Source organism: Limnobacter litoralis (assembly GCF_030160455.1).
GTDB classification, from domain to species: domain Bacteria; phylum Pseudomonadota; class Gammaproteobacteria; order Burkholderiales; family Burkholderiaceae_B; genus Limnobacter; species Limnobacter litoralis.
Genome location: NZ_BSOJ01000001.1, coordinates 36,078 through 47,977, shown reverse-complemented (window position 1 = coordinate 47,977; position 11,900 = coordinate 36,078). Strand labels below are relative to the sequence as shown.

Annotated in this window: 12 protein-coding genes; 8 read left to right on the top strand and 4 right to left on the bottom strand. The window is 54.5% G+C overall.

The features are described 5' to 3' along the window. The first annotated feature begins 66 nt into the window (after window positions 1–66). Complete coding sequence (locus QQJ87_RS00220; RefSeq protein WP_284279236.1) at window positions 67–231, top strand: rubredoxin; 165 nt, start codon at window positions 67–69, stop codon at window positions 229–231. A gap of 25 nt (window positions 232–256) precedes the next feature. Next, entirely contained in the window at window positions 257–1,606 is a 1,350-nt protein-coding gene (locus QQJ87_RS00215) for a hypothetical protein (protein ID WP_284279235.1), read from the top strand. Here the strand turns inward: QQJ87_RS00215 and arsS are convergent. Beyond that, on the bottom strand, window positions 1,570–2,526 hold the full coding sequence (arsS, locus tag QQJ87_RS00210; protein ID WP_284279234.1) for an arsenosugar biosynthesis radical SAM (seleno)protein ArsS: 957 nt from the start codon (window positions 2,524–2,526) through the stop codon (window positions 1,570–1,572). The genes QQJ87_RS00215 and arsS overlap by 37 nt on opposite strands. Window positions 2,527–2,638: 112 nt before the next feature. Between arsS and thiS the strand changes: the two genes are divergently transcribed. The 4 genes from thiS (at window position 2,639) to QQJ87_RS00190 (ending at window position 6,501) form a co-directional block, all read left to right on the top strand. Continuing rightward, a complete protein-coding gene (gene thiS, locus QQJ87_RS00205; RefSeq protein ID WP_284279233.1) occupies window positions 2,639–2,839 on the top strand; it encodes a sulfur carrier protein ThiS in 201 nt (66 codons plus the stop codon). A gap of 37 nt (window positions 2,840–2,876) precedes the next feature. Further along, window positions 2,877–3,671 carry a thiazole synthase gene (locus QQJ87_RS00200; RefSeq protein WP_431310062.1) on the top strand — a complete coding sequence of 265 codons (795 nt, stop codon included), beginning with the start codon at window positions 2,877–2,879 and terminating at the stop codon, window positions 3,669–3,671. Further along, window positions 3,668–4,393, top strand: coding sequence for a tRNA (guanosine(46)-N7)-methyltransferase TrmB (gene trmB, locus QQJ87_RS00195; RefSeq protein ID WP_284279232.1), 726 nt, complete (start codon window positions 3,668–3,670; stop codon window positions 4,391–4,393). Before QQJ87_RS00200 ends, trmB begins: the two co-directional genes overlap by 4 nt. 86 nt (window positions 4,394–4,479) lie before the next feature. Further along, on the top strand, window positions 4,480–6,501 hold the full coding sequence (locus QQJ87_RS00190; RefSeq protein ID WP_284279231.1) for a putative bifunctional diguanylate cyclase/phosphodiesterase: 2,022 nt from the start codon (window positions 4,480–4,482) through the stop codon (window positions 6,499–6,501). Here the strand turns inward: QQJ87_RS00190 and QQJ87_RS00185 are convergent. Beyond that, complete coding sequence (locus QQJ87_RS00185; protein ID WP_284279230.1) at window positions 6,474–7,307, bottom strand: undecaprenyl-diphosphate phosphatase; 834 nt, start codon at window positions 7,305–7,307, stop codon at window positions 6,474–6,476. The two genes, QQJ87_RS00190 and QQJ87_RS00185, sit on opposite strands and share 28 nt — an antisense overlap. A gap of 101 nt (window positions 7,308–7,408) precedes the next feature. On the opposite strand from QQJ87_RS00185, the gene nadB reads away from it, so the two are divergent. Then, window positions 7,409–9,025: an L-aspartate oxidase gene (nadB, locus tag QQJ87_RS00180; protein WP_284279229.1), complete on the top strand. Its 1,617-nt coding sequence runs from the start codon at window positions 7,409–7,411 to the stop codon at window positions 9,023–9,025. An 8-nt stretch (window positions 9,026–9,033) separates the two neighbouring features. Here the strand turns inward: nadB and nadC are convergent, their stop codons facing one another. Both nadC and nadA read right to left on the bottom strand, forming a co-directional pair. Then, window positions 9,034–9,900 carry a carboxylating nicotinate-nucleotide diphosphorylase gene (nadC, locus tag QQJ87_RS00175; RefSeq protein WP_284279228.1) on the bottom strand — a complete coding sequence of 289 codons (867 nt, stop codon included), beginning with the start codon at window positions 9,898–9,900 and terminating at the stop codon, window positions 9,034–9,036. A 26-nt stretch (window positions 9,901–9,926) separates the two neighbouring features. Further along, on the bottom strand, window positions 9,927–11,081 hold the full coding sequence (gene nadA, locus QQJ87_RS00170; RefSeq protein ID WP_284279227.1) for a quinolinate synthase NadA: 1,155 nt from the start codon (window positions 11,079–11,081) through the stop codon (window positions 9,927–9,929). A 184-nt stretch (window positions 11,082–11,265) separates the two neighbouring features. On the opposite strand from nadA, the gene QQJ87_RS00165 reads away from it, so the two are divergent. Beyond that, window positions 11,266–11,853, top strand: coding sequence for a hypothetical protein (locus QQJ87_RS00165; RefSeq protein WP_284279226.1), 588 nt, complete (start codon window positions 11,266–11,268; stop codon window positions 11,851–11,853). The last annotated feature ends 47 nt before the right edge of the window (window positions 11,854–11,900 follow it).

The window sequence follows — 11,900 nt, the reverse complement described above, 5'->3', positions numbered from 1 at the left end:
CGGTTGAAATTTTTTTTCGGCCCCATCGGCGAATATGCCGGTTTGGGTCATCAGGAGTGACTTGAAATGAACACTTGGATTTGTCTGATTTGTGGTTGGGTGTACGATGAAGCCAAGGGGCTGCCGGAAGAAGGCATTGCACCTGGCACCAAATGGGAAGACGTGCCCCCGAACTGGGTTTGCCCAGAGTGCGGCGCACGCAAAGAAGACTTCGAGATGACTCAACTCTAAAACCACCACTGGAGACCGCGCCACAGTGTCCGAACCAGCCACAGAAAGCGCCTCCCCCCTGTACAGCCCTGTTGTCAGTGACCTTACGCTGGGCAGGCTGCGCAGGTTTGGTTCGGGTTTGTGCGCCTGCGCTGTGCTTTTGCTGGTGGTCATGCTGTGGTCTGCGCACCAATCCAGCACGCAAGTCGAGTCCGCATTGAATCAAATTGCAGCGGTGCGCGCCGACATTCAAACTGAGCTGGCTCAACTGGACCGTATTCCACCCGAATTTCCGAAACCCAACGCGCTGAAATCGTTGTTGAAGCTTGGCCAATCGGTCAACGAAAACAACAAGGGCATTGTGTGGTTTGGTCAGTTGTTTGCCCAAAAAGAACAGTACCTGGTGGCCCAAGCGATAGAAACCCTGTCAGAGCCGGTTGGCGGCGTCAACCTGGACGATGACATGCGCCGCAGCCGGGAATCCGCGCTTCGACTCAACACCCTGCAAAAACTGGACTCCCTTCAAACACTGCTTCTGGAAGCCAGCAATGGCTACCTGATCATGCTGGGTGTACTGGCCAGTTTGTTGGGCACAGGCGGCCTGGCCATGGTGATGCAGTGGTTTGTCAGCAACCGCACCAACCAGATGGCCAAACGCGTCAATGCATTGGGCAAAGCCCTGCACACCCAGGAAAAAGCCGACCAGTTGCGCCAGGGTGCTAGCCAGGCGCTGCAGGGTGTCCAAGCCATTCTGGAACAAACCCACAACGTTGAACATCGCCAAACATTGATCCAACTGGGCGAACATCTTGAAACCCTGAAAAATTCAGGCCATTCAGTGCTTCAGTTCGCACACGCCTTTCATCAGATGTCAGCACAGGCCACCCAAGTGGCAAAAACAGCACTCACCAACGAGCAGCGCAACACCAAGGCAGACACTCACCTTGAAGCGGTCAGAAAGCAGCTGGAAGGTCTGCGCGAGGACGTGCGCAGCGCGGCTCAAGGCCTGAGAAAAGCAGGGGAAGCCAGCCGACAGTTGCTGGTCGGGTTGGACCCCAATCAATTGTCACTGGAACTCAGTGAATCCGAGCAAAGCGAGTATTTGCAACACCTGGTGGAACAGGGCCAACAGGCCTTGAAAGAAGCCATTGAAGGGCTTGTGCTGGCCAGCCAGAAAATCAACACAGGAAGCCTGGAGCACACCCGACTGGCGGAATTCATGGCAGTGAATCAGACCGCTTGGTCCAATTTGCTGGAACAGGTCGAACAATACGCCGACTCCGCCTCGGCAGAGTCAGCGAAAGCGCTGATACTGGCCAAAGGCCTGATTCAGCACACCAAAACCATTCCCGGTGCGGTTCAGGCCGCAAGCGCCCCGCCACAGCTGCTGCCCTGACCTGCAGTGCAGCCATAGCAGTGTTCACCCACCAGCACATCAATCTGGTCAAGACTGGTTTGAGCCAGCGAATGCAAGGTCATGGCGCGGCCTTGGGTATCGCGAATGGGCCAGCCAAGCTGTTGATTGAAGTCACAATCAAACAGATTGCCCTGATAGTCGACCGACACCAGAGACTTGCACATCAATGAATCCATGTTGGCTGGATTAAACGCCCCTTTCAGGGTGTCCATGTAGCTGGCAAACGTGCCCTTGCTGATCAAGGTGCTGCCAAAGCGGGCAATTGGCATGTTGGTGATGGTCAACAAGGCATTGAAACGCACTCCGAACTTCTCGGCCAACACCCGCTTGTAATCCGCCTCCAGCGCCTTTTGCGGGGGCGGTAAACTGGGGCCCTGCGGGTTGTAAACCAAATTCAGGGGCAATGTGTCGCCGTAGCCCAAGGCATTTAACTTTTGCAACCCGGCGATACTGGCGTCAAACACGCCCTTGCCGCGTTGCTTGTCCACGTTGTCTTCAAGGTAACAGGGCAACGATGCACACACTTCAACACCCTGCTCCGCCAGAAAATCGGCCAGATCTTCATAGCCTGGCTCCTCGAGAATGGTCAAATTGCAGCGGTCAATGACATGCACATTGCGCGCTCGGGCTGCACGCACCAACCGCTTGAACTCAGGGTTCATCTCGGGCGCACCACCAGTAAGATCAAGCGTTTTAACCCACCCCTGCCCCAGAAGATCAATCAGTAAATCGATTTCAGCCGTCTGCATCAGTTCTGTGCGGTTGGGCCCCGCATTCACGTGGCAATGGGTGCAGCTCTGGTTGCACAGGTAGCCCAAATTCACCTGCAGGGTTTCAAGCTTCAAGCGCTTGACCGCCGGAAAACTAGTGGACTTTAAAAGATGAACGGTTGAATGCATAAGGTGCTCCGAAATCTGTGCGAACCTGCCTCAAAGAGCAAGGATGATGCGACAATATATAACTAGCCAATCCACTGATAGTAACAAACTTCTTTCAGCCACCTGCGCCTTCATGCAAGTCACCGTCAACAGCAAGCCACACTCCTTAAACGACAACAGCACGGTTCTGGATTTACTGACTGAATTGAATTTGGTCGGGAAACGCATTGCGGTCGAACTGGACGGAGACATCGTTCCCAAAAGCGCTCACGCAAGCACCCGGCTTTCTGAAGGTGCAACACTTGAAATCGTGGTGGCAGTGGGTGGTGGCTGATCGTCGGCAAATCAACGGAGCAGTACACATGAATGAAATGCAAGACACCTGGAAAGTGGGAAAACGCGAATTCAGCAGCCGTTTGCTGGTAGGCACTGGCAAATACGCCAGCCTTGAACAAACCGGACAGGCCATCGCCGCCAGTGACTCTGAAATCGTGACAGTGGCCATTCGTCGCACCAACATCGGTCAGGACGCTGACCAACCCAGCCTGCTGGATTACGTTCCGCCTTCCCAATACACCTACCTGCCCAACTCCGCAGGCTGCTACACCGCCAAAGACGCAGTGCGAACACTGCGCTTGGGCCGTGAATTGCTCGATGGTCACAACCTGTGCAAACTCGAAGTGCTGGGCGACCCCACCAACCTGTATCCAGACATGGAAGAAACCCTGATCGCCGCCCGTGAGCTGGTCAAAGACGGCTTCGATGTCATGGTGTATTGTTCCGACGACCCCATTTACGCCCAGAAGCTTGAAGACGCAGGCTGCCTTGCCATCATGCCATTGGCCTCTCTGATTGGTTCAGGCATGGGGATTCTCAACCCCTGGAACATCAACCTGATCCTTGAAAAGGCCAAGGTGCCTGTCATTGTTGACGCGGGTGTTGGTACAGCCTCAGATGCCGCCATCGCAATGGAACTGGGTTGCGCCGGCGTACTCATGAACACGGCCATCGCCAAGGCCCGGGACCCAATCCAAATGGCACACGCCATGAAACTAGCCACACAAGCAGGTCGCTTGGCTTATCTGGCTGGCCGCATGCCCAAAAAATATTACACAGCGAGCCCTTCTTCTCCGACCGAAGGGGTCATCTCGTCCGCCAAACCATGAATTCAGAAAGCCATCAGCCCGCCCCCTTACTGACCGAAGAAGACTTCCGTCAGAAACACATCCGCAGTTTCGTCAAACGGCGCGGGCATATTTCCAAGGCGCAAGAACGTGCGGTCGAACAGGGCATGCCCGTGTGGGGCATCCAATACTCGGCCACCGAGCCTATACAGTTTGAAACACGATTTGGCCGGCAGGCTGACAACTGGCTTGAGATCGGTTTTGGCATGGGCGAAACCACGGCCAAAATTGCAAAAGCACATCCAGAGGTCAATTACCTGGGTGTTGAAATCTACACCGCGGGTGTTGGGTCACTTCTGAAGAAAATTGGCGAAGAAGACATCCACAACATCCGGATCATCTCCCATGATGTGGTTGAGGTTCTGCGTGACATGATTCCCGACAGCAGCCTGAGTCGCGTCCTCATCTACTTTCCCGATCCATGGCGCAAAGCCAGACATCACAAGCGTCGGCTGATCCAACCCGAGTTCATCTCGCACTTGTGCAAAAAGCTAAAGCCCGGGGCGATCCTGCATTGCGCCACAGACTGGGAAAACTACGCCATGCACATGCTGGAAGTTCTTCAAGGCGAACCTCTACTCAAAAACACTGCCTCAGGTTTTGCGCCCAGGCCAGACACCCGGCCGCTGACCAAATTCGAGAACAGGGGCTTGCGCCTGGGCCACGGGGTTTGGGACCTGGTGTTCGAGCGAGTCTCATCCTGACCGGGTAGAACACACCCCGCATGCGGTATTTTTCTGCGGCACACTGAATCGTACACTGCAAGCCTGATCAGACCGTTCTTGCAGCCATGTCCAGCGAATTGCCACAACCCGACAAGAACACGCCAGTTCAATGGAAGTTCCGCTTTCACGACTCACTTCGCCTGCACGCTTTTCAAGCCTGCCTGGTCTCAATGCTGTTGCTTGCATTGGCCATCTACGCAATTGTCGCAAACCAGATTCAAAGCGAACAGGCTCGGCAGGCCGACACGATGCTCCAAAGTCGACTTCACGAGCTACAAACTGACGACAGTCATCACGAATCAATCGACAGCGCCCAAAGCAATCAACCCGTTTTCTACTATCACGGCAATCTTGAAGCAGCGCGATTGACGGTAGACTGGCCCAAGAACTGCGAATTGCCCGCCGAACACGAATCAGGTCAAGGTCGTATTCAAATCGCCCATTGCTCCGAAGGTCAACTGCTTCATTTCATGGAAGTCGATTCAAAATCCGATGAAGGACAACACGACACCCTCACTGTCTGGACGAGCTTTTCAAACAGCGATCCGATCGGCAATGTATCCACTCCTGACCTGGTTAGTCTGGGTTTTTTAATACTGCTCATCAGTTTTTTTTCCAGCGACTGGATTTCAAGATGCGTCAGAAAGCCACTCAGGAAATTGGCAACCACCTGCGAAAAAGTGGCGGCTGAACGAACGGACAGCCCACTGCCCGACTGTGATATTTACGAACTGCAAACGCTGACCCAATCTTTTCGACAAATGTCGCGCCTGATCCACGATCGTGAAAAACACATTCGACAAACCGCCTATCGAGACGCGCTGACGGGCCTGGACAATCGTGCTTTTCTGTTTTTCGCCTTGCTCGATCGAATCAAAAATGCGCGCGAACCCCTGACATTGATCACTTGGGGCGCCGACAATCTGGACTCCATCAATGAAGTGCTCGGACACGACATTTCCGATGCAGTTCTGATCAGATTTGCCTGCAAGGCACGCCGCTTCTTCAAGCAAAGTATTGTGATGGCCAGGCTTGAGGGCAACCTGTTCTGCACAGTCATGCCAAGGGCGATCGCAAAGCGGCTGATCGAGCAAGTGCCTCATGGCAGAGAGCTGAATAACACGGTGCACGTTGCAGGATACACGCTTGACATTCAGAGTCACGCGGGGATCGCACACTTTCCTCAAGACGGGGACAGCCCGGAGACCTTGTTGAGACGCGCCGAAATTGCACGCCAACTCGCCAAGAAAACACAACGAAACTGGATCGAATTCGAGCGAAAACTGGAAATTCGATCCACGCGAAGACTGGCTTTGTTGACCGAATTGAAAGAGGCGATTGCGGCCGATCAGTTTGAGCTGTATTTTCAGCCCAAGTTAAATGTGCGAAACAACACCATCACACAGGCGGAAGTCTTGATTCGCTGGAACCACCCTACCCGTGGACTGATTGCGCCAGGGGGCTTTATCGAACTGGCAGAGCAGACCGGGCTGATCAAGGAGATCTCCCAGATTGTTTTACAGAAAGTGCACACCTTGGTGAGTCAGTGCAACACCCAGGGCATCACACTGTCCATGAATTTGTCTGCCATTGACCTGGAGGACTCCAGGCTGCTTGACTTTGCCAGGTCGCTGAACACCAAGCACCCCGACGATGCCCGGTTCATCACCCTGGAAATCACGGAGAGTGCGTCCATGAAGGATCCTGAGCAAGCACTCAACATCCTCGAAGGATTCTCTAAACTGGGCTACCACCTGTCCATCGACGACTTTGGCGCGGGATATTCCTCACTGTCCTATCTCAAAAAATTCCCGGTGTCTGAACTGAAAATTGATCGTTCACTGGTACAAAACTGTCACAAAGACACCGACAGTGCCATCATTCTGGAATCCACCATTGAAATGGGACACATCATGGGCTTGGTGGTTACCACCGAGGGCGTGGAAACCGATGAGGAATACCAGCAGGTGTGCAACCTGGGCGCAGACTATGTGCAAGGATACTGGCTGTCCATGCCAATTCCCTTCGACGAATTCATGGCCAAGCACCTGCTGGGCAGTTACGCCCAGGAAATCCAGCCCATTTGAGCGGTCAACAAAACCAGCACACCAAATGCAATGCGATACCAGGCAAAAAGCCTGAAGTCATGCTGGGCAACATAACGCAACAACCAGCGCACACACACAAAAGCACTGATGAAACTGAACACCGAACCCACAGCAAACAGCGGCAGGTCTGCCATGCTCAGCAGGTCACGGCTTTTGAACAATTCGTAAGCAGTTGCAGCAAAAATCACAGGCATGGCCAACAGAAATGAAAACTCGGTGGCTGCCATTCTCGACATGCCAAACCACAACGCACCCATGATGGTCGAGCCTGAACGCGACATGCCGGGAATCAGGGCCAAACATTGTGCAAAACCCACCTTGAGCGCGTCACTCCAGTGCATCTCGTCCACGGCCTGCACTCTGGGGGCGTGCTCAGGACTGGCCACGCGACGTTCAATCCACAAAATGGCAAAACCACCGCCGATGAAGGCCAGTGCAACCGGCAAGGGTGAAAACAGGTATTCCTTGATTTTGTGGGCAAAAATCAAACCCAGCACGGCGGCTGGCAAGAATGCCAAAAACAGGTTCAGGGTAAACCGGTTCGCAACAGGGTCTTTGCCAAGTCCTTTTAAAGTGCTCACGACTCGCACCTTGTAATTCATCACGACCGCCAGAATAGCCGCAAACTGAATCACGATTTCGAACACCTTCGCCTTTTCTGAGGTGAAATCGATCAGACTGCCCGTCAAGATCAGATGCCCGGTGGACGAAATGGGCAAAAACTCAGTCAGCCCCTCCACAACACCCATGACTGCAGCCTTGCCCAGCAAAAGCAGATCCCACATGCATAACCCCTGAAATTTTTGAACCTCGTGATCATATCAGCCTATGACTTAGCTATGATGTAGGACTATCGTAATCATTTCGTCATCAGAGCAGTATCACCATGAAACAATTCGACGTTGCCATCATCGGAAGCGGACTGGCAGGCCTGACCACTGCCTTGCAACTGGCTGACAAATTGAAAGTCGCCATCATTTGCAAGCGCTCGGTTTCTGACAACGCCAGTCGCTGGGCACAAGGCGGAATCGCCGCAGTACGCGACCCGGCAGACTCCGTGGAAGAACACGTCGAAGACACCCTGATTGCGGGTGCGGGCCTTTGTGAACGAGACGCCGTTCAGTACATCCTTGAAAATGCATCGGCCGCCATCGACTGGCTGGTTGAAAAAGGCGTCCCCTTTTCCCGAGAAGAAAACCCCGCTGAAACGCAGGCCAAAGACAAAGACGGCTTTCACCTGACTCGCGAGGGTGGCCACAGCCACCGTCGAATCCTGCACGTGGCTGACGCCACGGGCGACGCCGTCCAAACCACGCTGGAAGCCCAGGTCCGCAAGCACCCCAACATACAGCTGTTCGAGCATCACATGGTCATCGACCTCATCACAGGCGATCGGCTGAACGAAAAGAAAGCGGGCATTCTGGGCGCGTACATTCTCGACGAAAACAGCCAGCGGGTGTTCACGCTGACTTGCCCGTACATTGTTCTGGCTTGTGGTGGCGCAGGCAAAGTGTACAACTACACCACGAACCCCGACACGGCGACCGGCGACGGCATCGCCATGGCCTGGCGTGCAGGCTGCCGTGTGGCCAACATGGAATTCATCCAGTTCCACCCCACCTGTCTGTACCACCCCTACGCCAAAAGCTTTCTGATTTCAGAGGCGGTTCGGGGTGAAGGTGGTTTGCTGAAACTTCCCGATGGCACGCGCTTCATGCCCGAGCACGATGAACGCGCGGAACTTGCGCCGCGCGACGTGGTGGCCCGCGCCATCGACTTTGAAATGAAAAAGCGTGGCTTGGATTGTGTGTATCTGGACATCAGCCACGAGCCCGCCGACAAATTGAAAAAGCACTTTCCGACAATTTACAAACGCTGCCTTGAATTGGGCATCGACATCACAAAACAAGGTATTCCAGTCGTTCCGGCTGCGCATTACACCTGTGGTGGCGTGGTCACTGACTTCAACGCACGCACCGACATTCCGGGCCTGTATGCCGTGGGCGAAACCGCTTACACGGGCTTGCACGGCGCCAACCGCCTGGCCAGCAACAGTCTGCTTGAGTGCGTGGTCATGGGTCAAGCCGCCTCCAGCCACATTTTGAGCAAACCCAACCGTGAATCCATGGAATTGCCAGAATGGGATGAAAGCCGGGTAACCGATCCAGATGAAGAAGTGGTTATTTCGCACAACTGGGCCGAACTGCGTCAAACCATGTGGAATTACGTGGGTATTGTGCGAACTGACAAACGCCTGGAGCGCGCCCAACACCGGATCAAACTGCTGCGTGACGAAATTGCCGAGTTTTACAGTCACTTCAGGGTTAGCCGCGACTTACTGGAACTGCGCAACCTGGTAGACGTGGCCGACTTGATCATCACCAGTGCCCTGTTGCGCAAGGAAAGCCGAGGTTTGCACTACAGCGCAGACCACAAAAACACCCTCCCCAAGGCCTTTCCCACGGTGTTGCAACGCCCGCGCAAAAACGGACAGTCCTTTTAAAACCGCAGCTAAGCAACCACCCGCAGTGAATAGTCGGTTGCCTTGACATCTTTGGTCAGGGCGCCGACTGAAATGCGATCTACGCCGGTTTCGGCGATTGCCCTCACAGTGGACTCATTCACGCCACCCGAGGCTTCCAGCAGGGCACGCCCTGCGGTTCTGGCGACCGCGTCACGCATCATCTCCAGGGTGAAATTGTCCAGCAACACAGACGTCGCACCCGCTGCAAGTGCCTCGTCCAGCTGCGCCAGGGTTTCCACCTCAATCTGAACCGTCACACCGGGTGATCTCACTTTGTCTGCGTTGGCCAGGGCCTGGGAAATACCGCCCGCTGTCGCAATGTGGTTTTCTTTGATGAGAATGCCGTCGTACAAAGCAAGACGCTGATTCTCGCCACCACCCACACGCACGGCGTATTTTTGGGCCAGACGAAGCCCTGGCAGTGTTTTTCTGGTGTCCAGGACGGCGGCACGCGTGCCTTTAACAAGCTCGGCGTAGTGTCTGGTGCAGGTGGCCACGGCGCTCAGCAGCTGCAGAAAATTCATGGCTGAACGTTCTGCAGTCATCATCGGTCGGGCAAATCCGTCGATTTCGCACACCACAGTGCCGGGCTCCACCACCGAGCCCTCTGCCACATGCCAAAGCACTGTCGCAGTGGGGTCAAGCACTTCAAACACCTTGTCAAACCAGGGTTGCCCACACACCACGGCTGGGTCGCGGCACACCAGTTGCGCCCTGCATCGTTGGCCAGCTTCAATGAGCAAGCCCGTATAATCGCAACTGCCAATGTCCTCTGACAAGGCGGACTGCACATTGCCCAGCAACGCCATTTCCAGCGCCGGGCCAAAGGTCAAAAACAACTCGGATCGAGACATTTCAATATCCTGTGATGAAGTCACGCTCAGGCGGGACCGATGCCACGGTGGGCATCCGACACGGAGTTCTGGCCACGGGGGCCGGATATTCCATGGGTTTTGGCAAAATCGAGCATTCGATCAATACACCGGTAGGCCTGACGCCCCAGATCAGCATCCACCAATACCTCACCCACGCCTGAATCAAAGCCATCGCGCAGTACGTCACGCAGGTTGCGCAGACCATTCATGGCCATCCATGGGCAATGCGCACAGCTTTTGCAAGTTGCAGAATTGCCAGCAGTCGGCGCCTCAATCAGCACCTTGCCGGGCGCAGCTTGGCGCATCTTGTGCAAGATGCCATTGTCGGTGGCCACAATGAATTCATGGACACCGCTGGTTTGCGTCGCTTTGATCAACTGCGTGGTTGAACCCACCACATCCGCCATGGCCACCACTTCAGCTGGTGACTCCGGATGCACCAGCACCATCGCACCAGGGTGCTTTTCCTTCAGCAGCTTCAGTTCTTCGTATTTAAACTCGTCATGAACAAGGCAAGACCCTTGCCACAGAATCATGTCGGCACCGGTTTGACGCTGAATGTATTGACCCAAATGACGGTCAGGTGCCCACAGAATTTTTTCACCACGGGCGTGAAGGTGCCCCACAATGTCCAGCGCAATGCTGGAGGTCACCATCCAGTCTGCGCGGGCCTTTACCGCCGCACTGGTGTTGGCATACACCACCACGGTTCGGTCGGGGTGCTGATCACAGAAAGCCGCAAATTCTTCAGCAGGGCAACCCAGATCAAGCGAACAGGTGGCCTCCAGATCGGGCATGAATACCCGTTTTTCTGGATTCAGAATCTTGCTGGTCTCGCCCATGAAACGCACACCCGCCACCACCAAGTTTTTGTGGGTACTTTCACGGCCGAAGCGCGCCATTTCAAGAGAGTCCGACACACAACCACCGGTTTCTTCCGCCAAGTCTTGCAGCTCGGCATCGACGTAATAATGGGCAACCAACACCGCATCACGTGCTTTCAGCAAGGCCTTGATCTCTTTTTTCAGATCAGCCCTTTCGGCGGCAGACGGCTGCTCGGGCACCTTGGCCCAAGCCAGCGAAGTGCTGCAGCTGGAGGCCGGCGCCGAACTGGAAGGAAGATCAAACTCAACAGGCTTGGTTTCTGCAATAGAGGACATGGAATGCTGCTCGTGTCACTTAAACCGATATTTTACCGCCAATTGGAACCTGCAATGATCAATTTCCACTCATGCATTACAGCTGTTACGGCAAGTCGTCAGAACGAACCCGACCGAGAACAGACTGGAACCACGAAGGCGTAACCAGCCACTCAGTGGCTTTAACCCCCAGAAAAGGAAACACATGAAAGCCTCATTGATCAAATCAGCTGCAATTACTTTGTTGATTGGCGCCTCTGTTCCCGCATTCGCATGTGCGCCCACAGATCCAACCTGCAACTCCTCCACCGACGTCACCGTCAACTTTGGCAGCAGCTATCAGCTCGATCCAAACCACGCTGGCATCTACCTGCAAAACAACACGGGCGACAACGCTGCGCTGGGCGATCTGCAACATGTGGTCATCACCAACAATGGCAACGTTGACATCAGCACAGCAGCCGTAGGCAACAGCATTCAGGTGAACCTGCAAAACGCATCCGGTGGCCTGGCCCTGAACCACGTCAATCAAGTCAACTCAGGCGACCAAGTGGCCAAAACCGTGCTGGGCACCGCAGGCAACACAACCGGCGAAATTTCACTGTCTACTACAGCGGTTGGCAACAACTTCAGCGTCACGGCAGAAAACACTTCACTTAATCTGTCCTCACTGTCAGTCAACCAATGCAACACCGGCAACATGACAGCCAACACCCAATACTTCTGGGATCCAACCAAGCTTGCAGTCAACACATCAGCCATCGGCAACGCTGTATCCATCACCGTCAAGTAATTGATTGACCCAACGGCGAGGCAAGTCCTCGCCGCCACAGGAAACAC

Excerpts from the sequence above, each read along its gene's own strand:
- thiS (WP_284279233.1), top strand. The coding sequence starts at position 2,639 with ATGCAAGTCACCGTCAACAGCAAGCCACACTCCTTAAACGACAACAGC.
- QQJ87_RS00185 (WP_284279230.1), bottom strand. The coding sequence starts at position 7,307 with ATGTGGGATCTGCTTTTGCTGGGCAAGGCTGCAGTCATGGGTGTTGTG.
- nadC (WP_284279228.1), bottom strand. The coding sequence starts at position 9,900 with ATGTCTCGATCCGAGTTGTTTTTGACCTTTGGCCCGGCGCTGGAAATG.
- QQJ87_RS00220 (WP_284279236.1), top strand. The coding sequence starts at position 67 with ATGAACACTTGGATTTGTCTGATTTGTGGTTGGGTGTACGATGAAGCC.
- QQJ87_RS00190 (WP_284279231.1), top strand. The coding sequence starts at position 4,480 with ATGTCCAGCGAATTGCCACAACCCGACAAGAACACGCCAGTTCAATGG.
- arsS (WP_284279234.1), bottom strand. The coding sequence starts at position 2,526 with ATGCATTCAACCGTTCATCTTTTAAAGTCCACTAGTTTTCCGGCGGTC.
- nadB (WP_284279229.1), top strand. The coding sequence starts at position 7,409 with ATGAAACAATTCGACGTTGCCATCATCGGAAGCGGACTGGCAGGCCTG.
- QQJ87_RS00165 (WP_284279226.1), top strand. The coding sequence starts at position 11,266 with ATGAAAGCCTCATTGATCAAATCAGCTGCAATTACTTTGTTGATTGGC.
- nadA (WP_284279227.1), bottom strand. The coding sequence starts at position 11,081 with ATGTCCTCTATTGCAGAAACCAAGCCTGTTGAGTTTGATCTTCCTTCC.
- trmB (WP_284279232.1), top strand. The coding sequence starts at position 3,668 with ATGAATTCAGAAAGCCATCAGCCCGCCCCCTTACTGACCGAAGAAGAC.
- QQJ87_RS00200 (WP_431310062.1), top strand. The coding sequence starts at position 2,877 with ATGCAAGACACCTGGAAAGTGGGAAAACGCGAATTCAGCAGCCGTTTG.